Genomic DNA, 17,440 nt, shown 5'->3' with positions numbered 1-17,440 from the left:
ATGCGCGCACTGGTTTTATGTTGTTTAGTTTTCGTTATTCAAGGCTGTAAGAATCTGCCTATGGATCAGGCAGTGCAAGTGGGTGCAAGGCCTTACTATTTAATCGACAAGATGACAGATGGGCCTTTAAAGCAGCAACTTGCTGCCTGCGGTAATGACCCTTTTTACAAAACTGATTTTGTAATTGGTCATCGCGGTGCCCCCATGCAGTTTCCTGAGCACAGCAAAGAGTCATATTTAGCCGCTGCAAGAATGGGCGCAGGCGTACTTGAATGTGACGTCGCCTTTACTAAAGACAAACAACTCGTGTGTCGCCATTCACAGTGTGATTTACACACTACTACCAACATTTTAGCGATTCCTGAGCTCGCTGCAAAATGCAGCCAACCTTTTACCCCGGCCAAAGACGGCCAACCAGCTCATGCTAAATGCTGCACCAGCGATATCACCCAAGCTGAGTTTTTAACCTTAAAAGCTAAAATGGATGGTGCCAATGCAAATGCCAAAACGGTCGCAGAATATATGCAAGGCACACCAAGCTGGCGCACTGATTTATACGCAAACAGTGGCACCGTAATGACCCACCAGCAAAGCATTGAGTTATTCAAATCACTGGGTGTAAAAATGACACCCGAACTAAAAAGCCCAGAAGTTAGCATGCCATTTAACGGTTTTAGCCAGCAAGATTATGCGCAAAAAATGCTTGATGAGTACCGAGCTTTAGGTGTGAATAGCCAAGATGTTTATCCTCAATCATTTAATCTTGAAGATGTGAAGTATTGGCTAAACAATCACCCTGAATTTGCAAACAACAGTATTTATCTTGATGGCCGAGATGAGCAAGCAGACTTTGATGCCATGGATGAAACAACTTGGCAGCCATCAATGCAGGCTCTATATAACGATGGAGTACGCATTATCGCACCGCCAATGTGGATGCTTTTGAGCCTTGATGAGTCAGGTGCAATCGTGCCTTCCCTTTATGCTATTAAAGCTAAACAAGCTGGACTGAACATCATTACTTGGAGTTTAGAGCGCTCTGGTCCATTAAATAATGGCGGTGGTTATTATTACCAGTCGATTGCCCGTGTAATTAAACAAGATGGGCAAATGATGAATGTGATAGACGTGCTTGCTAAGCAAATTGGTGTAATGGCTATTTTCTCTGACTGGCCTGCTACTCTTACCTATTACGCAAGCTGTATGCAGTATCCTGCCTCAGAGAGTTAACTGAGCATCAATAAATTTCAAGGGCTTTTACTCGTCCAAAAGGTGGAGCTGAGGTATTATTAGCTAAACCGTTTTTTACAAGGATAAACATGATTATTCAGCACCATAGCCACGACATAGCGACTAACACAGGTGTAATGCGCACCAGTATTTATCGTCCTGTAGAAGAAGGTAAATACCCGTGTATTATCTTCTATTCTGAGATTTTCCAAGAAACAGCACCAATTGCACGCTCTGCGGCAATACTTGCTGGTCATGGTTTTGTCGTGTTAGTGCCAGAAGTTTTTCATGAGTTAAATCCTATTGGGACAGTACTTGCCTATGATGATGCTGGTAAAGACAAAGGCAATGCCGACAAATGGGCAAAACCGCTTGAGAGCCATGACTCAGATACTGACGCCTTAATTGCATTTGCACGTCAGCAAGAATACTGCACAGGAAATGTAGGTGCGATGGGCGTATGTATTGGTGGTCACCTTGCATACCGTGCTGCATTAAACCCAAGTATCAAAGCCGCTTTTTGTTTATACGCGACAGATATACACAGCGATACTTTACCAGCACAAGCAGGTAATAACTCATTTGAGCGCATGGCAGATATTAAAGGTGAGATCCACTTTGTTTGGGGTAAACAAGACCCACATGTACCAAAAGAAGGCCGCCTTAAAATTTACCAACAAGCGGTGGCAACAGGCATTAATTACCAGTGGCAAGAAGTGAACGCCCAACATGCGTTTATGCGCGACGAAGGCGACCGATACGACCCAGCTCTTGCCATCAGCATGTATCAACAAGCAGTCGCTTTATTTAATCGCACACTTGTTTAAATCGTCATAGTGGCTACTTGATTAGTAAAATAATCCTTCAAGTAATCAAGTAAAACCCGCAGCTTTTTACTTCCCGCCGCCCCTGGCGGGAATACGCCATAAAGTTCAATATCAGCAGTTTTGTAATCATCTAAGATTGTGCGTAACAATCCTGCTTTGATCCTTGGCAATGCATCATAAACTGGGATTTTCGCTAAGCCATGCCCAGCTTCTACAAAGGCAGTTCGTGCAGCAGCGTTGTTGGTACTTATGCCACCACTAACTGCCACCTCAAAGCGGCGTTTATCTTTTTCTAGCGTGACAACAGCACTACTTGGTTGATACACCACCCATGTATGCTCCGCTAAATCGGCGATGCTCTTTGGTATAGGGTATTTTGTAAAGTAATCGACTGAGCCACATAAGCAAGTAGCCATACTTGCAAGTTTAGAGGCTTGTAAGCTTGAGCTTTCAAGGGCCACGCCTCTAATCGCTAAGTCGTAGCCTTCTTTGATGATATCAACCACATCATCACTAAGCTGTAAATCAATATCAATTTTCGGATACAAACGCTTAAACTGAGCCAGTGCTGGTACCACAAGTTGCAAGCCTACATTCACCGGGCAACTCAATTTAATAACCCCAACCGGTTCACTCTTTAAGTTTTCAAGGTGTAAGTTAGCTGCCTCAGCGTGCTCGGTGATAGCCTGACAACGTTCATAATAAGCCATACCTGCTTCGGTGAGGGTCATGGTACGCGTTGAGCGGTTAAGCAAGGTAAGCTTTAGTTGCTGTTCTAATTTCTTTAAGTGATAACTAACAACAGCCCTTGATAAACCAAGTTGCTGAGCTGCTTTAGTTAAGCTGCCTTGCTGCACAATGTGGGCAAACACCACCATGCTTTTTAATTGCTCAAACGATACTTTCATACAAACTCCTAATCTAACCTGAATAATTGTATCAATTATTAAACCAATGAAGTCAAATTTATCTGCGTTGTTTAACTCTATTTTCACCCCTATAGTGTTATCAACGATGTTTAATACACAAAAAGGGATTCACTATGTCAGCTAAGAAAATTTTAATGGTACTCACTTCACACGATGAGCTTGGCGATACAGGCCATAAAACAGGCTTTTGGGTTGAAGAATTTGCGGCGCCCTACTACGCCTTTATTGATGCTGGTGTAGAGGTAACTTTAGCCTCTGTTAAAGGTGGCCAACCTCCGGTTGATCCAAACAGTGCAGCCCCTGATGCAGCAACCGATGCCACAAAACGTTTTGAGCAAGACAGTGCGGCAAAAACTTTAATGGCTAACACTAAACCTCTGGCTGAAGTTAAAGCCGATGATTTTGATGCGGTATTTTACCCTGGTGGCCATGGTCCGCTATGGGACTTAGTTGATAACCAAGATTCAATTAGCTTAATTGAGCAATTTATTAATTCAGAGAAGCCAGTGGGTGCAGTATGTCACGCCAGTGCAGTATTACTGAATGCGAAAAATGCAGCTGGTAAATCTGTGGTATTTGATAAAAAAGTAACCGGCTTTAGTAATTCAGAAGAAGACGCCGTACAACTTACCAATGTTGTGCCATTACTTGTTGAAGATGAGCTAATCAAACAAGGTGGTCAGTATCAAAAAACCGATGATTGGGGCGAGCTTGCGATTGAAGATGGCCTACTAATCACAGGGCAAAACCCTGCAAGTTCAGAGCTTGCTGCGAAAAAACTATTAACCAAATTAGGTTAAAATAAGTCAACATGCCCTAGACCTTTAGTAAACACCTTGCATATCAAGGTGTTTACCTTCACTTTTAATAAGTTATACTCATTCGGTCACATTGATTTAAGAGCTTCTCATCATGACTGAAAAAAAAGCTGTCAAAATTCCTCCTATTAGTAGTAAGCGATTCGCAATTTTAGGCATTATGCTGGTGTGCTTGGTACTGCAAATAATTAATACCCTACCCGGCATAAACTTAAACGGCTTAGGTATTTTGCCAAGACAAATGTCTGGTTTATCGGGGGTGTTTTTTGCGCCATTTTTACATGGTGGCTGGGCACACCTTTTTAGTAACCTAGTGCCATTTGCGATTCTCGGCTGGCTAGTTTGCCAATTTAGCGTAAAACGCTTTTGGCTGGTGTTTGCAGGCACAGCGCTCATTGGTGGGTTATTAGTATGGCTATTTGGCCGCAGCAATATTCATGTAGGACTAAGTGGTGTTATCTACGGTTTATGGGGCTACTTAATTAGCTACGGCATTATGCACCGCTCATTCAAAGCCATTTTAATCAGTATTGCGGTTGTTGTGTTATACAGCGGCCTGATTTGGGGTGTCTTCCCGCAGCGCATTCATATTTCATTCGAAAGCCATTTATTCGGCGCAATTAGCGGCGCATTCATCGGCTATATTATGGCAAAGCGTGATAAGCAAAAGAGACCTAAGCTTTAAACTGAAAGCTGAAAGCTGAAAGCTATTAGCTTCTAGTCTCTCAACTTCATTGTCACCATCACAACGCCATGGTCGGTACTTTGATCATCATAGGCAAACTGGGGGTTGATCAAGTGCTGATCATAGGTGTGATAATCAACCACCTCAAAAAAGCTACCCTGAAACCCGGCATCAAACTCACGGGATAACAAAATATAATCAAATACTGAGCTGCTACTGCCAAAATAGTGGGTGGCTTCTCTGTCGTTCTCGGTGACAACATGGCGCTGATAGAGTTGCCAACTATCTTGTAGTTTAAACTCTGAACGAGATGGGCTATTTTGCCTATGACCGCTAAAACGAAGGTGGTCAGCGATTAAATGGTTAAGCACGCCATCGTGTAACTCATTATTAAAGTCCCCCATCACAATCACAGGGTTATTAGTGTGCGCTCTGCGCTTAATGATTTCTACGAGTAACAGCGCTGCTTCACTGCCACGCTGCATGCTTGATGCCCAGCGTCCAAGAACTTGCGATTTTAACTGCATAACTAAGTTTTGCTGTTCGCTTTGGCTTTCATCCTCTTGGTGATGGAGCATGCTGCGCTTAGATTTAAAGTGCACTACATAGCAATCGACGTGTCCTAAGTGAGGTACTTCAAGTGTCGCGCGAATAATACTGCGGCTAAAGTTAAAATTATCGCTCAAGCCCATCGCTAAAATATCATCTTGCTCTGCCTCAACCTGACTGACAGCAACAATTTTATAGCGTGAGGCAATAGCCACAACCGGATCGCGATAAATAAAGTCATCAATCACCGTTGGCTCATCAACGACTGCAAAATAGGGGTAACCCTCTGCGTTAACTTGTTGTTTTAGCTCATTGATACTGAACACTTCTTGAAAGCCAATGATATCTGGCTGCTGATTTTTAAGGTAATCAGCCAACCAGCGCTGCTTTTTGGCCCACTGCTCAGCGCTATAAATGCGCTGAAAATCATAAAATGCGTCAGGTGGCGATAAATAATTATATAAATTAAACGTCGCCACCTTTAATTGACTGTTTTCTATCACTTAACTCCTTATTCGTGTAACCACTCAGTGGCAATAATCAGGTCTTCAAAGTATTTCACTTCGCCACTGATAAACCAGTTACCCACTTTGCTTGCCACTTGTTGCCAGTTTTTATTACCAAGCACAGCTATACGGCAAAACTCTTTGTTATGTTTAAGGCCTAACTTAAAATCATCCCACGCCGCTTGTAACTCCCAGCCTTCTAACTCAGTAATATCAACATAGGCTCTTATTTTTGCACTCGGAACTGCCGCTACAGCATTATCTATAAGAGGAGTGAGAGTTTTATAATCCTCGTGGGTAAGCTTTCCGACTACTTTAATTGTGAGATAAAAAGTCGTGCCAGTTCGCTCAAGGCCAATGGCTAAACCATGCTTTTTCATGTCATCCTCCTTGTTATTCATAATTAATAACTGTACTTCCCTTGCTCTATCTGATCAACTAGGATGGTAGTCTAGTAATGACATTCATTAAAGCACAATTTAGGAGTTTCAATGAGTAATACCGACAGTTATACGCCACCTAAAGTGTGGCAATGGGATGCAGAAAACGGTGGTGAATGGGCGAAGACTAATCGTCCGGTCTCAGGTGCAACCCACGAGCAAGACTTGCCCGTTGGTAAACACGATCTCCAACTCTACTCACTTGCGACACCAAACGGCCAAAAAGTGACTATCATGCTCGAAGAACTATTAGAGCTTGGTATTGATGAAGCTGACTACGATGCATTTTTAATTAAAATTGGCGATGGTGATCAATTCTCTTCAGGGTTTGTCAGTGTTAACCCTAATTCAAAAATCCCAGCCTTAATGGACCACAGTACCACGCCCGTTACTCGCGTGTTTGAGTCAGGTGCAATTTTACAATACTTGGCTGAGAAATTTGATGCGCTGATCCCAAGCGATCACGCCAGTAAAACAGAATGTCGTAATTGGCTGTTTTGGCAAATGGGCTCTGCCCCCTACTTAGGCGGAGGCTTCGGTCACTTTTATAGTTATGCACCATTCAAAATGCAGTACCCAATTGACCGTTTCACCATGGAAGTAAAACGCCAGTTAGACGTATTAAACCGCCATTTAAGCGACCATGACTACATGGCTGGTAGCGAATATTCAATTGCCGATATCGCTATTTGGCCTTGGTATGGCAGCTTGGTACTTGGCAATTTATATGATGCGGCAGAGTTTTTAGATGTTGAGTCATATAGTCATGTGATGCGCTGGGCAAAACAAATTGAGCGCCGCCCTGCTGTAAAACGAGGTCGCAGAGTAAACAAAACATGGGGTGATGAAGCTGAGCAGTTAGCAGAGCGCCACTCTAAGGAAGATTTTTAAGGGCTTAAATGCCCTTTTTCATAAAAATAAAAAGTATGCAAAAGCTCAGTAAAGAAGATATCTACCAACGCCTCAGTAACACCGAGGATGCCCGTGCCTGCAAAGCAATTGATGAAGCTGCTTGTAAAGTAGTGCCCGGCAATTTTCTTACCTTATTAGTAAGCCAACTATTTAGTAAGTTTGCAGATGCCCTGTTAAACCCTAAAGTGACCCTGCCTTGGCTTTTACAGAGCATTAATGTACCAAGTAGTTTTATTGCTTGGCTTGTGCCTATTCGTGAGTCAGGCTCAATGTTGCCACAACTGGCCATCGCAAGTGCTATTCGTAGGCTGCCTGTCAGAAAGTGGGTTTGGGTGATTGGCGCCATAGTGCAAGCCTTGTGTATTGTAGGCATGCTTATTTGTGCTTTAACACTTCAAGGTGCAACGGCAGGTTTTGCTATCATCGCTATTTTGATTATCTTTAGCCTTGCTCGTGGCTTTAATTCCATTGCTGCAAAAGATGTATTAGGCAAGGTCATACCTAAACAACAACGAGGCAGCATTAGCGGTCTTGCTGCGAGTTTTGCAGGATTTGCAACGCTCACATTTGGTCTTGGTTTATGGTATCTACAAAGCCTTGGCTATGAAAATGGGGTGTATGTTGCTTTAATGCTGGCCGCTTTAATGTGGCTGTTTGCAGCGCTCAGTTATAGCCGCATTCAAGAATACAAGGGTGCAACCGAGGGCGCTGAAAACGGCTTTCTGCATGCTTTATCAAAATTAAAACTGCTTTACCAAGATAAACAATTTGCTCACTTTATTATCACTCGTGCGTTGTTGCTATGTTCTGCTTTGAGCGCCCCGTTTTATATCGTTCTTGCTAGTGAACAGGCTTTCGACTTTTCACTACTTGCTACGTTTATGGCGCTTTCTGGGCTTGCCAGCTTAGTCTCTGCGCCTATCTGGGGTCGACTAAGTGATTTATCGAGCCGCAAGGTATTAGTGTTTGCTGCAATGCTCGTCACCCTCAACGGTTTCGCCGTTTATTTAGTTGCTTATCTGAGCCCACAAACGCTCAATGAATTTTGGCTATTACCGCTCTGTTATTTTTTACTCACCGTAGCTCATCAAGGGGTTCGCCTTGGTCGTAAAACCTACCTTGTTGATATGGCTGAAGGAAACAAGCGCACTGACTATGTCTCTGTTAGTAATACGGTGATCGGAGTTATATTATTACTGCTAGGTAGCGTCGGCTTACTAAATACCTACTTAACGACTGCTGAGTTAATTTTTTTCTACAGTATCTTAGGCTTACTTGGTGCAATTAGTGCGTGGTTTTTACCCGATGCCTAGACCATGCAGTAAAAAAAGCGCATAATCGCGCTGATTTTATCTCCAAAAAGGACTTACTATGAAAAAGGCAGCTCTTGCACTTCTTACGCTACTTACACTTTCTGCTTGTAGCACCAGTGTGCCTATTCGTAACTTTGACGCAAACCCTGTACCGCAAATGGCGTCTGGCCAACATGACCTTGAAAGTATCAAAACCAATATTTTAAAAGCATGTATGAAACTAGGCTGGACGTGTCGTTCAAATGCCGAAGGCCAAATCTTAGGTAAACTTGATATTCGTAAACACCAATTACGCGTTGATATTACGTTTAACGAGCAAGAATATTCTATTGATTACAAAGATTCGATAAACCTTGATTACAATGGCAAAAAAATCCACCGCCAATATATCAATTGGGTTACCAACTTAATGCGCAATATTGATGCTGAATTAGCTTATAAATAAAATTGACGCAGAATCAGGTATTAAAAAAGGCGACCTAGGTCGCCTTTTTCTTTGCTAATTCTAGTTTTTCAAGTTCTTATCGAAGAACTCTAAAAACGCTTTTAACGTTTTAATTCTATACGGCTGGTGCGATAAGTAATGGTCGCCATCTTCGAGCTCAATATAAGTAACATCTTTGCCTTCGTCTTTAAGTTCATCATCCATTTCACGACTATGATAAACAGGCACTACATTATCATCAGAGCCATGAACCAATAGCACCGGACGATTAATTTGCTTTGCAAAATTAACAGGCGACACTTTTTCTAGTTTATCGCCATCAGTTCCAAATTGCTTACGCACAATTTCTTTATTAGTGAAATAACGCGCTTTACTAACAATACGCTCAAGATCAGTAACGCCAGCAAAGCTTGCTGCACATTTGAATGTTTCAGGGTGTTTAACCACTGCCATTAATGCAGCATAGCCACCATAACTTGCCCCGCCAATACAAATTTTATCTTTATTAGCGATACCTTCTTCAACAAGCCAATTCGCCGCATCTTGCAAATCATCTTGCATTTCTTTACCAAAACCTTGAACTGCAGCCATCTCAAATTCATGCCCATAGCCACTTGAACCACGGAAGTTTGGTTGCAGTACTGCATAACCATTATAAGCAAGTAACGCAGTCCAATAGTCAAAACCAGCGTAATCACGAGCCATTGGCCCACCATGCGGGAACACAATTGTTGGTAACTTATCACCTTCTTTGTAGCCCACAGGTAGAGTTAAATACCCTTCAATAGTTAAGCCATCACGAGCTTTATAACTAATTTTCTTTTTACCACTGTAAACAGTTTCATCAACATCTGGAAATGCCGAGGCAAATGCAGTTAATTCGTTAGAATCCCGGTCACCCAACATATAGGTACCAGGGATTTGCTCACCTGAAACGTAAACCACATATTGACGCTGTTCTTTACTAGTATCAATAATATCAATATCAAACTTATCTGCCGGCAATACAGCGCGTAAGCCATTATAAAGGTTGTTTAAATCTTCATCCCAGTAACGGATCCCCTCATCTAATTGAGAGTGCGTAAACCCTGCTACTTCACCTGTAAGAGATGAATAGAATATATGACCATCGAAGTCATAATTATCATCGCTGAACACTAACTCTTTTTTCATGGTCGTTAGGTCCATTTTATAAAGCGCATCATAGCCATCTTTAAGAGCTTTGAAGTAAAGAATATTAGGGTCTTTATCGAAGCCCAAAACAGTCACTACATCAGGGCTAAATGCTTTATATTTGAATAACGTTTTACGGTTATCTCGATCTTCGTCATAAAGAATATATTCAAATTCGTCTTCATCCATTTTTAGGGCAATACGCACATTACCTTGGCGGTCTGCTGTCCAATCAATCACTTTACTACGTGAGCGCTGAATTTTTTTCTTACGAAGTGTACTTAAATCAAGTTCATACACGCCAGGGGCATTGGCAACATCAAAATCACCTTGAACTAAAATTTTATCTTTTTTATCGGGTAAAAAGCTGATTACCTGATCACCAAATTGCGGTTGGCGTTCATCACGATTAAAGTTAGGCTTTATAGCCAGTTTCGCCTTGCCATCACCACCAATTTTATATGCATATAAACGTGTAGAGGTATATTTAGGGCCGCCAAATTGGCGTTGAATATAGCGGGCACCTAAAAGAAGTACCTCATCATTTGCCCATTCATACCAATCGAAGAAAATAGTATGATTATCTGAACGAATAATAGAATCAGCTTCTTTAGTTTTACGGTTATAAACCATTAAAACCAGCTCACCATTTACATTTCGAATAAACGATAAATTTTTACCATTTGGCGAAAATTTTACTTGGCTAAAAGCGCGTAAAGAGGCGAATGATTCTACAGGGAGTTGTGTGTTTTCAGCAGCACGAGGCATTAAGCTCAGCACTGCAAAAAGAGTAAGCAGTAAGTACTTCATAATAAAGTCCATTTCTTTTTTATTGTCGCGGCAATAGTAACATTAAATTACAAAAAAAGACTAATTCAAAAAAATTAGACACCTCTTCCATTCGTTTAAAACGAACGTAACACTCGATTAATAGCATTATTAATTTATTTTTTGCTAATTATAATAGCTGCACAACTTCAGTTTTCTTAGGTGACATGATGAAAAAAGTACTTGTGTTAAATTCATCTTTAAATGGTGAACAAGGTAATTCAACCAAGCTTAGCCAACTATTTGTTGAGCAGCTTGCTAACAACCAACAAATTTCAGTAACAACTCGCGATTTAAGCGACAATGCGATTGCTCACTTAACGCAGACAGAAATGGCTGCTTGGATGACTGATGCAAACGAACGTAGCGATGAGCAAAAGCTACTTGCTGCAATTTCTGACGATTTAATTGCTGAACTTAACGATAACGAACTGATTGTCATTGGTATGCCAATGTATAACTTTGGTATTCCATCAACATTCAAAACTTGGATTGATCGTATTGCTCGTGCTGGTATTACATTTAAATATACAGAGCAAGGCGCTGTAGGTTTAATTAAAGACAAAAAAGTAGTGGTACTTGCTGCCCGTGGTGGTGTATATCAAGGCACCGACATGGATACACAAACTAAATACTTAAAAGATGTACTTGGTTTTGTGGGTATGACTGATGTTAACTTTATTTACGCTGAAGGCCTTGCAATGCCAGGTGCAGATCAAAGCTTAGAAGCTGCACAAAACGAAATAAAGGCTTTCACCGCGTCACTTTAATATGTGATTAATAAAGCTAGATATAAAAAAGCGGTCATCATGACCGCTTTGTGATTTACGCTGTGACCGATAACAGCGAATCACCTTCAGATAAACCAAACTTTTCTTGCACAGAGGCTAGAATCGCTTCTTTATCTTCTTCTCCCAGTTGATCAGAATATTGCGCTAACAACTCATCTAAATAACTGACAACTTCTTCGCTATCAACCTGCTCAAGTGAATTACCACTTGGCGGCGGTGGTGGCGGACCAGGCGGACGCTCACCTTCAGGACGACCTAATTCACCGACTTCAGCGGCATCAAAGCCAGCTTCAGCCATAATTGCTTCCATTTCTTGACCCGGTTGAATACCCGCATCCATAAATGTCTGCATAATAGATTGTGCATCTTCTGCAGTTAAGTTTTCAGGATCAAACTGAGCTAAGGTTTCATTCATTAACTCTGTTTGTTCACTGGTCAACGGCTCTGCTTGAGGTCGTTGCATGGGCTGAAAATTCGCACCCGATGAAACACTGTTGATCATCGTTGATTTTCCTTACGTTTTGGTGGTTTATGGTTGTTGAACTCGTCTTCAGTTACTTCACCATTTTGATCAGCATCCATGTCATTAAAAATGGTTTGCAGCATATCTTCAGGCATAGGCTGTTCACTAAACTCAGTAAAATCAATCGCCCCATTGCCATCTATATCAATCGATGCAAAGTCAGGTCGCTGGGGTGGACCGCCTTGATGGTCGCGAGCAAAGCAAGCGGGCGCTGTGGCTAACAACGAAATAGCTAAAACAGAAAGTGCAGATAATTGCTTCATAGCGAACCTCTTATGTCATTCAATTGACCGTAAGCATAATCTGAATACCATCCAAAAGTGTGTGGGCAATATGCTACAAATGTGGAAACTTTGTGGATTGCTTTAGTAATTAATCTAAGTTGTGACTTGCTACGTATAATCATTAAAGCAATTTTCAACTCCACGTTTATGGCAGGCTCAAAAAAACAAAAAGTAAATCTTGTTTGGTTTAAACGTGACCTACGACTATCTGATCATCAGCCACTTGCCAGTGCAATTGCATCAGAGCTGCCTTGCTTACTTATTTACAACTTTGAGCCCCTATTACTCGAAGACCCCCATTACAGCTTTAGGCACTGGCGTTTTGTTGCTCAGTCACTTAAAGACATCAACCAACAGCTCGAAAAATACAACGCTGAAATCGCTATTTATAATCAAGAAATGATTACCTTGTTAGAAACCCTTAGTGAAGATTTTGATATTGCAGGGGTTTATAGTCATGAAGAAATAGGTCTTTACAATACCTTTGAGCGAGATAAACAGGTCAAACGCTGGCTAAACAGTAAAGTAATTCCATGGCACGAAACGCCACTTGGAGGTGTAAAACGAGCGCGGCCAAAACAGTTTGATTGGCAAACACATTGGCATGGCGTGATGAACCAACGCCTTGTAACGCCAAATTGGCAAGCTTTTAATGCAGTGCTGCCTCATAATTACCAAGCAGCAACCTGTGCTGATGATTTTCTAAAGCACGACCCGCAGTTTCAATATGGTGGCCCTCATGCAGCCAGAGCTTGCCTACAGAGCTTTGTAGAAGAGCGTGCAAAGAGCTACCAAAGTGGTATCTCGAGTCCTTCCAAAAGTAGAGATTCATGCTCTAGGCTTTCGCCTTACTTAGCCTTTGGCAACTTGAGCCTCAGACAAGTTTATCAAACTCTAAAATACTATTTAGCAAAGCAGCCTTTAAGCTGGCGTCGCTCATTACATGCTTTCGAGTCAAGGCTTCACTGGCATTGCCATTTTATGCAAAAATTCGAAACTCAATGCAGCATGGAGTTTGCACCGCAAAATGCGGGCTACAAGCACTACCCTTATCGCGATGATGAACTCGTTGCAGAGCACTTAAAACGCTTTGAGCAAGGTCAAACAGGTATTCCCATTATTGATGCGTGCATGCGCTGCCTCGCAGCAACGGGTTACATTAATTTTCGAATGCGCGCTATGTTGGTCAGCTTTATGACTCATCATATGAACATTCATTGGCAATCAGTCAGCTTTATTTTATCGCGTTATTTTTTAGATTTTGAGCCTGGTATTCACTACCCACAAATCCAAATGCAAGCATCGGTCACAGGAACCAACACGATTCGTTTGTATAACCCAATAAAGCAATCTGAAGATAAAGACCCAGATGGCATATTTATTAAAACATGGTGCCCTGAGCTTAAAAACTTACCCATAGAAGATCTCCACCAGCCATGGCAACAGCCGCCAATGGAGGCCTTATTTAATAACTTTAAACTCGGCGAAGACTACCCTGAGCCTATGGTAGATATTGAACATGCAGCCAAACAAGCACGTGAGCGATTATGGTCATTTCGAGAACGTGATGATGTAAAGCATGGCATAAAAGCCGTACTGAATAAGCATGTGATAAGCCTAAAAAGACAACGCCATGGCTCATAAAAAGCTTAATTTACCCAGCAAAACCTGCCCCGTTTGCGACAGGCCATTTATGTGGCGTAAAAAATGGCAACGTGACTGGGAGCATGTAAAGTACTGCTCAGAACGTTGCAAGCGTGAAGCAAAAAGAAATATTGGCGTTTAAGTTGCACTTATATCGTTAACTCACAGTTTTCGGCACAAAACCCTGAAAGCCTTTCACGGTTGTCGAAATAATTTACAAAGGAGATGACGATGACGATTAAAAAATCTGCACATACGAGTTGGTCTGGTGATATTAAATCTGGCAAAGGCTATATTTCTAGTCAAAGTGGCGCGCTTGAGAAACAGCCATTTGGCTTTAACACTCGCTTTGAAGATAAGCCGGGCACTAACCCTGAAGAGCTGGTTGCAGCGGCACACAGTAGCTGTTTTAGCATGGCGCTATCGCTTGCACTAACTGAAGCAGGCTTTGTCGCTGACGACATAACGACCAAAGCAACAGTGAGTCTTGATGAAGTTGATGAGGGCTTCGAAGTGAGTCACATTGCACTTGATGTTAGTGCAAAGATAAAAGAAATTTCGAGCGAAAAGTTTGAGCAACTTTGTGAGCAAACCAAGCAAGGCTGCCCTATTTCTAAACTGATGAATGCCGAAATATCACTCACCACAACGCTTAATTAATCTCTGTAGGCCAAGCACTGCTTGGCCTTTTCACAAACTAACAGACCCACAACACTTTATTACAATGTAAATACCTACTTGTTGTATTATCTTGATGAAGCAAAACCAAATACAACAAGGATATGTATGTTTAAACAACTTGCCCCTATTGCTCTGGCAGCACTTGCTTATTCAAGCTGCTCGATCGCAACAGAACAACAGATGAGTAAACAATGGTTCAATAGTATCGACTATACGCACATAGAGAGTAACAGATATAGTTTTAATGCTTACCAATTAGTGAGCCATTACTACTTTGAGGAGCAGCAGAGCTCTGGGGTACTTGATGATTATGGCTACCTAGATACAGATTCCAACATCCGAGTGAATTACTTTAATAGCGATTACACTGATTATCTTGGCTTGTTTGGTGAAGGATTTTATAAAAACTGGTTTGTTACAGGTGAAATTTACGATGTTGATGATGCTGATGACTATACCTTAGGAATAGGCTATTTATTTGCCGATGCCTTAAAGGTCTCTGTAAATAAGGATGTGCGTGAATATGGTGATGATTATTTCCGCTTAAAAGCGCAGTATAACCTCCAAATAAACGATAAAGATTACCTTGGTTTTAGTGCAGAAACAGATGATGAACTCGACGTTTGGAATGTCTCTGCCAGATACTTTAATCATTTAAGTGGTAGCCATTACATTACTGTCGATGTTGGCCACCAAGACAGCCTTAATGATTCAGCAAGCAATGCCATGATCAGCTACTACTTCGGCGATCACTATGCCATAGGCGCAGGTTTGGATGATTCTGAACTCGTTTTACAAGGCAAGTACTTTATTAATGATAAATACTATTTAACCGCTAATTACACTGAAAGCGGCTCTGCTGAACTTTATAACCTTAAGTTTGTTGCCCAGTTTTAAACTGATATGAGCCAACAGCTTTAAACAAAAACGCCGCTATAAAGCGGCGTTTTCAGTTTATAGAATTACATATTACCTAGCTTAATCATCATTGCAGTGTACATTTTTAAGTTCAGTGCTAACTGCTCTTCAGTAATAAACTCATGCTCTGAGTGACCTGTGTACTTTTTACCTGGCATTGATGGACCAAATGACACCGCATTATCAAACAGCTTAGCATTTGTGCCACCACCAATTGACACAAAGCCCGCGTCTTTATCGCCGGTAAAGTGCTTAAAGATATCGAGTAATGCTTCTGCATGAGGCGCACCATCTAACAGCATTGGCGTACCAATCACCACTTTCGTGTCTTTTAACGTAACTCCATTAGTGGTTTGCCAAGCGCTAAGCGCTTCATTAATTTGCTGCTCAAGCACAGCTTCTTGTTTACCTACCGGGCGACGCATATTAATCGACAGTTTAATGTCGTTACCATCGCGGCTTAATAAGGTTGGCGATACAGTCATCGGGCCCATAAAGTCATGCTTGTAACCAATTTCACCGAATTGCGCGCCGTATAAATCAAGGCCAATTAGCTGATTGATAAACTCAATTGCTTGGCCATCGCTATTGTTCTCAAGATCAATACCTTTAAATATTTCTGCAAGGTGCGCAACGGCATTTTCACCCGCTTCTGGCTCAGATGAATGCGCTGAAATCCCCTTCACTTGGACTAACAAGCCATTGTCTTGCTCAGTCATCGCCACTTTGACGTTTTTGAGCTTAGCGACATTATCGTGCAATTTAGCCACAGTTGCCGCATCAGCGTTATGTACTAACACACTGGCATCTTCAGGGATTTGGCTAACAAAGGCGCCGCCTTTTAAGTCACTAACATATAAGCCTGTTTGTGCTGAGGTCGCTGAGAAAGTCGGGGCAATTAAGCTCCAGCCTTTTTCTGCAACAACCACAGGGTATGAAGCATCAATAGTGACTGCGTATTTTGGTTGCTGATAGGTTTTCATGAACTCTTCGAGTGGTGCCCAGTCAGACTCTTCTGCAAGGTAAACCATTAATTCAATACGGTTATTTAATGTAATACCCTTGTCTTTGATCGCCTTCATTGCATGCAGTGCAGTCGCAATTGCCCCTTTATCATCTTCTGTACCACGTGCAATTAGCTTTCCTGGCTCAGAGGTTTTATCCATTTTAAATGGACTTTGCTGCCATTTACTGGCATCTGCTGGTTGCACATCACCATGGGTTACTATGGTTACTTTTTCAGCTTGGTTACCCATGCCAATTAACACTGTGTAGCCTAAATCTTGATAATCAAAACCAAACTGCGCCGCTTTCATTTTTAAGAACGACTTAAAGCCAATGAAATCTGGGTTATCAGGAGTCGCTAGACCTTCTTTATTTACCGTTGGATACGAAACTAAATTCTCTAAGGTATGAATTTGCGCTTGTTGATATTGCTCTACCGCGTAGTTAGCCAGCTTTTCACTTTGCTCAGACACAGCAGCCTGACTAGAGAAAGCACTTAATAAAAATGCAGCAAGTAATGAATGTTTCAAGATAAGCTCCAGAGTTTAAGAAGGTTTTTAGAAAGTCGCCTTGATTGTAACGCTTATAACGCCGACATAACATCTCTAATTCAAGCAAAATAGATCGCTTAAAAATACCAACAAGGTACAATAGCCACTCACCCTATTAATTCGTTTGTTAGACTCATGAACCGCAGAAAAAAGATCTTCACTAAACTTAAGCAAAAAGATAAGCGTGCCAATGCAAAATTGCATAAAAGCAATAAACCGGCATACATCTCAAAAGCAGAACGCGAAAAATTAGCACAGCAAGAAGCTGAGCAGGAAAGTTAAAAATACCTAGTTGTCAGCAGTCAGCGGTCAGCGGTCAGCGGTCAGCGGTCAGCGGTCAGCGGTCAGCGGTCAGCGGTCAGCGGTCAGCGGTCAGCGGTCAGCGGTC

The 17,440-nt window shown here is 41.8% G+C and carries 20 protein-coding genes; 13 read left to right on the top strand and 7 right to left on the bottom strand.

The annotated features are described in order from the left end of the window. Positions 1–60 precede the first annotated feature (60 nt). Complete coding sequence (locus AN394_RS10255) at positions 61–1,230, top strand: glycerophosphodiester phosphodiesterase family protein (RefSeq protein WP_235575476.1); 1,170 nt, start codon at positions 61–63, stop codon at positions 1,228–1,230. A gap of 89 nt (positions 1,231–1,319) precedes the next feature. Continuing rightward, complete coding sequence (locus AN394_RS10250) at positions 1,320–2,057, top strand: dienelactone hydrolase family protein (RefSeq protein ID WP_054561961.1); 738 nt, start codon at positions 1,320–1,322, stop codon at positions 2,055–2,057. Here the strand turns inward: AN394_RS10250 and AN394_RS10245 are convergent. Beyond that, a complete protein-coding gene (locus tag AN394_RS10245) occupies positions 2,054–2,965 on the bottom strand; it encodes a LysR family transcriptional regulator (protein ID WP_054561962.1) in 912 nt (303 codons plus the stop codon). The two genes, AN394_RS10250 and AN394_RS10245, sit on opposite strands and share 4 nt — an antisense overlap. Positions 2,966–3,099: 134 nt before the next feature. On the opposite strand from AN394_RS10245, the gene AN394_RS10240 reads away from it, so the two are divergent. Together AN394_RS10240 and AN394_RS10235 are read left to right on the top strand one after the other, a co-directional pair. After that, positions 3,100–3,786, top strand: a complete 687-nt coding sequence (locus AN394_RS10240) for a type 1 glutamine amidotransferase domain-containing protein (protein ID WP_054561963.1) — start codon at positions 3,100–3,102, stop codon at positions 3,784–3,786. A 112-nt stretch (positions 3,787–3,898) separates the two neighbouring features. Then, positions 3,899–4,489 (top strand): rhomboid family intramembrane serine protease, encoded by a 591-nt coding sequence (locus AN394_RS10235; RefSeq protein WP_054561964.1) that lies wholly within the window; start codon positions 3,899–3,901, stop codon positions 4,487–4,489. Between the two features lie 32 nt (positions 4,490–4,521). Here the strand turns inward: AN394_RS10235 and AN394_RS10230 are convergent, their stop codons facing one another. After that, the gene (locus tag AN394_RS10230; protein ID WP_054561965.1) at positions 4,522–5,541 is read right to left on the bottom strand and encodes an endonuclease/exonuclease/phosphatase family protein; all 1,020 of its coding nucleotides are present in this window, start codon (positions 5,539–5,541) and stop codon (positions 4,522–4,524) included. A gap of 8 nt (positions 5,542–5,549) precedes the next feature. Then, positions 5,550–5,924 (bottom strand): STAS/SEC14 domain-containing protein, encoded by a 375-nt coding sequence (locus tag AN394_RS10225; protein ID WP_054561966.1) that lies wholly within the window; start codon positions 5,922–5,924, stop codon positions 5,550–5,552. Positions 5,925–6,035: 111 nt separating this feature from the next. Here AN394_RS10225 and yghU point away from each other — a divergent pair, with 111 nt between their 5' ends. The 3 genes from yghU to AN394_RS10210 are packed head-to-tail and all read left to right on the top strand — an operon-like array spanning position 6,036 to position 8,654. Beyond that, entirely contained in the window at positions 6,036–6,875 is an 840-nt protein-coding gene (yghU, locus tag AN394_RS10220) for a glutathione-dependent disulfide-bond oxidoreductase (protein WP_055021453.1), read from the top strand. Between the two features lie 8 nt (positions 6,876–6,883). Then, positions 6,884–8,209 carry an MFS transporter gene (locus tag AN394_RS10215; RefSeq protein ID WP_235576258.1) on the top strand — a complete coding sequence of 442 codons (1,326 nt, stop codon included), beginning with the start codon at positions 6,884–6,886 and terminating at the stop codon, positions 8,207–8,209. Positions 8,210–8,267: 58 nt separating this feature from the next. Then, positions 8,268–8,654, top strand: a complete 387-nt coding sequence (locus AN394_RS10210; protein ID WP_054561969.1) for a hypothetical protein — start codon at positions 8,268–8,270, stop codon at positions 8,652–8,654. 60 nt (positions 8,655–8,714) lie between these two features. On the opposite strand, the gene AN394_RS10205 is transcribed toward AN394_RS10210, so the two are convergent. After that, on the bottom strand, positions 8,715–10,637 hold the full coding sequence (locus AN394_RS10205; protein ID WP_054561970.1) for a S9 family peptidase: 1,923 nt from the start codon (positions 10,635–10,637) through the stop codon (positions 8,715–8,717). Between the two features lie 188 nt (positions 10,638–10,825). Here AN394_RS10205 and AN394_RS10200 point away from each other — a divergent pair, with 188 nt between their 5' ends. After that, complete coding sequence (locus tag AN394_RS10200) at positions 10,826–11,425, top strand: FMN-dependent NADH-azoreductase (protein ID WP_055021452.1); 600 nt, start codon at positions 10,826–10,828, stop codon at positions 11,423–11,425. A gap of 55 nt (positions 11,426–11,480) precedes the next feature. On the opposite strand, the gene AN394_RS10195 is transcribed toward AN394_RS10200, so the two are convergent. Then, positions 11,481–11,948 carry a hypothetical protein gene (locus tag AN394_RS10195; RefSeq protein WP_054561972.1) on the bottom strand — a complete coding sequence of 156 codons (468 nt, stop codon included), beginning with the start codon at positions 11,946–11,948 and terminating at the stop codon, positions 11,481–11,483. Further along, positions 11,945–12,232 carry an EF-hand domain-containing protein gene (locus AN394_RS10190; RefSeq protein ID WP_055021451.1) on the bottom strand — a complete coding sequence of 96 codons (288 nt, stop codon included), beginning with the start codon at positions 12,230–12,232 and terminating at the stop codon, positions 11,945–11,947. Before AN394_RS10190 ends, AN394_RS10195 begins: the two co-directional genes overlap by 4 nt. 168 nt (positions 12,233–12,400) lie before the next feature. Between AN394_RS10190 and AN394_RS10185 the strand changes: the two genes are divergently transcribed. From AN394_RS10185 to AN394_RS10175, 4 genes are all read left to right on the top strand, one after another. Continuing rightward, on the top strand, positions 12,401–13,897 hold the full coding sequence (locus AN394_RS10185) for a cryptochrome/deoxyribodipyrimidine photo-lyase family protein (protein ID WP_055021450.1): 1,497 nt from the start codon (positions 12,401–12,403) through the stop codon (positions 13,895–13,897). Next, positions 13,887–14,039, top strand: a complete 153-nt coding sequence (locus tag AN394_RS21665; RefSeq protein WP_082401584.1) for a DUF2256 domain-containing protein — start codon at positions 13,887–13,889, stop codon at positions 14,037–14,039. Before AN394_RS10185 ends, AN394_RS21665 begins: the two co-directional genes overlap by 11 nt. An 89-nt stretch (positions 14,040–14,128) precedes the next feature. Continuing rightward, positions 14,129–14,557 (top strand): OsmC family protein, encoded by a 429-nt coding sequence (locus AN394_RS10180; protein ID WP_055021449.1) that lies wholly within the window; start codon positions 14,129–14,131, stop codon positions 14,555–14,557. Between the two features lie 126 nt (positions 14,558–14,683). Beyond that, on the top strand, positions 14,684–15,475 hold the full coding sequence (locus AN394_RS10175; RefSeq protein ID WP_055021448.1) for a putative porin: 792 nt from the start codon (positions 14,684–14,686) through the stop codon (positions 15,473–15,475). Between the two features lie 65 nt (positions 15,476–15,540). Here AN394_RS10175 and AN394_RS10170 read toward each other — a convergent pair whose 3' ends face one another. Continuing rightward, entirely contained in the window at positions 15,541–17,031 is a 1,491-nt protein-coding gene (locus tag AN394_RS10170; protein ID WP_055021447.1) for a dipeptidase, read from the bottom strand. Positions 17,032–17,187: 156 nt separating this feature from the next. Between AN394_RS10170 and AN394_RS21660 the strand changes: the two genes are divergently transcribed. Continuing rightward, complete coding sequence (locus AN394_RS21660; protein ID WP_064971746.1) at positions 17,188–17,334, top strand: DUF2986 domain-containing protein; 147 nt, start codon at positions 17,188–17,190, stop codon at positions 17,332–17,334. Positions 17,335–17,440 lie beyond the last annotated feature (106 nt).

Source organism: Pseudoalteromonas sp. P1-26 (assembly GCF_001401795.1).
In the GTDB taxonomy this organism is placed as follows: domain Bacteria; phylum Pseudomonadota; class Gammaproteobacteria; order Enterobacterales; family Alteromonadaceae; genus Pseudoalteromonas.
This window is presented reverse-complemented; position numbering and strand designations above follow the sequence as displayed.

Coding starts and splice junctions, on each gene's coding strand:
- AN394_RS10255 (WP_235575476.1), top strand. CDS start 61: ATGGATCAGGCAGTGCAAGTGGGTGCAAGGCCTTACTATTTAATCGAC.
- AN394_RS10250 (WP_054561961.1), top strand. CDS start 1,320: ATGATTATTCAGCACCATAGCCACGACATAGCGACTAACACAGGTGTA.
- AN394_RS10245 (WP_054561962.1), bottom strand. CDS start 2,965: ATGAAAGTATCGTTTGAGCAATTAAAAAGCATGGTGGTGTTTGCCCAC.
- AN394_RS10240 (WP_054561963.1), top strand. CDS start 3,100: ATGTCAGCTAAGAAAATTTTAATGGTACTCACTTCACACGATGAGCTT.
- AN394_RS10235 (WP_054561964.1), top strand. CDS start 3,899: ATGACTGAAAAAAAAGCTGTCAAAATTCCTCCTATTAGTAGTAAGCGA.
- AN394_RS10225 (WP_054561966.1), bottom strand. CDS start 5,924: ATGAAAAAGCATGGTTTAGCCATTGGCCTTGAGCGAACTGGCACGACT.
- yghU (WP_055021453.1), top strand. CDS start 6,036: ATGAGTAATACCGACAGTTATACGCCACCTAAAGTGTGGCAATGGGAT.
- AN394_RS10215 (WP_235576258.1), top strand. CDS start 6,884: ATGCCCTTTTTCATAAAAATAAAAAGTATGCAAAAGCTCAGTAAAGAA.
- AN394_RS10210 (WP_054561969.1), top strand. CDS start 8,268: ATGAAAAAGGCAGCTCTTGCACTTCTTACGCTACTTACACTTTCTGCT.
- AN394_RS10205 (WP_054561970.1), bottom strand. CDS start 10,637: ATGAAGTACTTACTGCTTACTCTTTTTGCAGTGCTGAGCTTAATGCCT.
- AN394_RS10200 (WP_055021452.1), top strand. CDS start 10,826: ATGAAAAAAGTACTTGTGTTAAATTCATCTTTAAATGGTGAACAAGGT.
- AN394_RS10195 (WP_054561972.1), bottom strand. CDS start 11,948: ATGATCAACAGTGTTTCATCGGGTGCGAATTTTCAGCCCATGCAACGA.
- AN394_RS10190 (WP_055021451.1), bottom strand. CDS start 12,232: ATGAAGCAATTATCTGCACTTTCTGTTTTAGCTATTTCGTTGTTAGCC.
- AN394_RS10185 (WP_055021450.1), top strand. CDS start 12,401: ATGGCAGGCTCAAAAAAACAAAAAGTAAATCTTGTTTGGTTTAAACGT.
- AN394_RS21665 (WP_082401584.1), top strand. CDS start 13,887: ATGGCTCATAAAAAGCTTAATTTACCCAGCAAAACCTGCCCCGTTTGC.
- AN394_RS10180 (WP_055021449.1), top strand. CDS start 14,129: ATGACGATTAAAAAATCTGCACATACGAGTTGGTCTGGTGATATTAAA.
- AN394_RS10175 (WP_055021448.1), top strand. CDS start 14,684: ATGTTTAAACAACTTGCCCCTATTGCTCTGGCAGCACTTGCTTATTCA.
- AN394_RS21660 (WP_064971746.1), top strand. CDS start 17,188: ATGAACCGCAGAAAAAAGATCTTCACTAAACTTAAGCAAAAAGATAAG.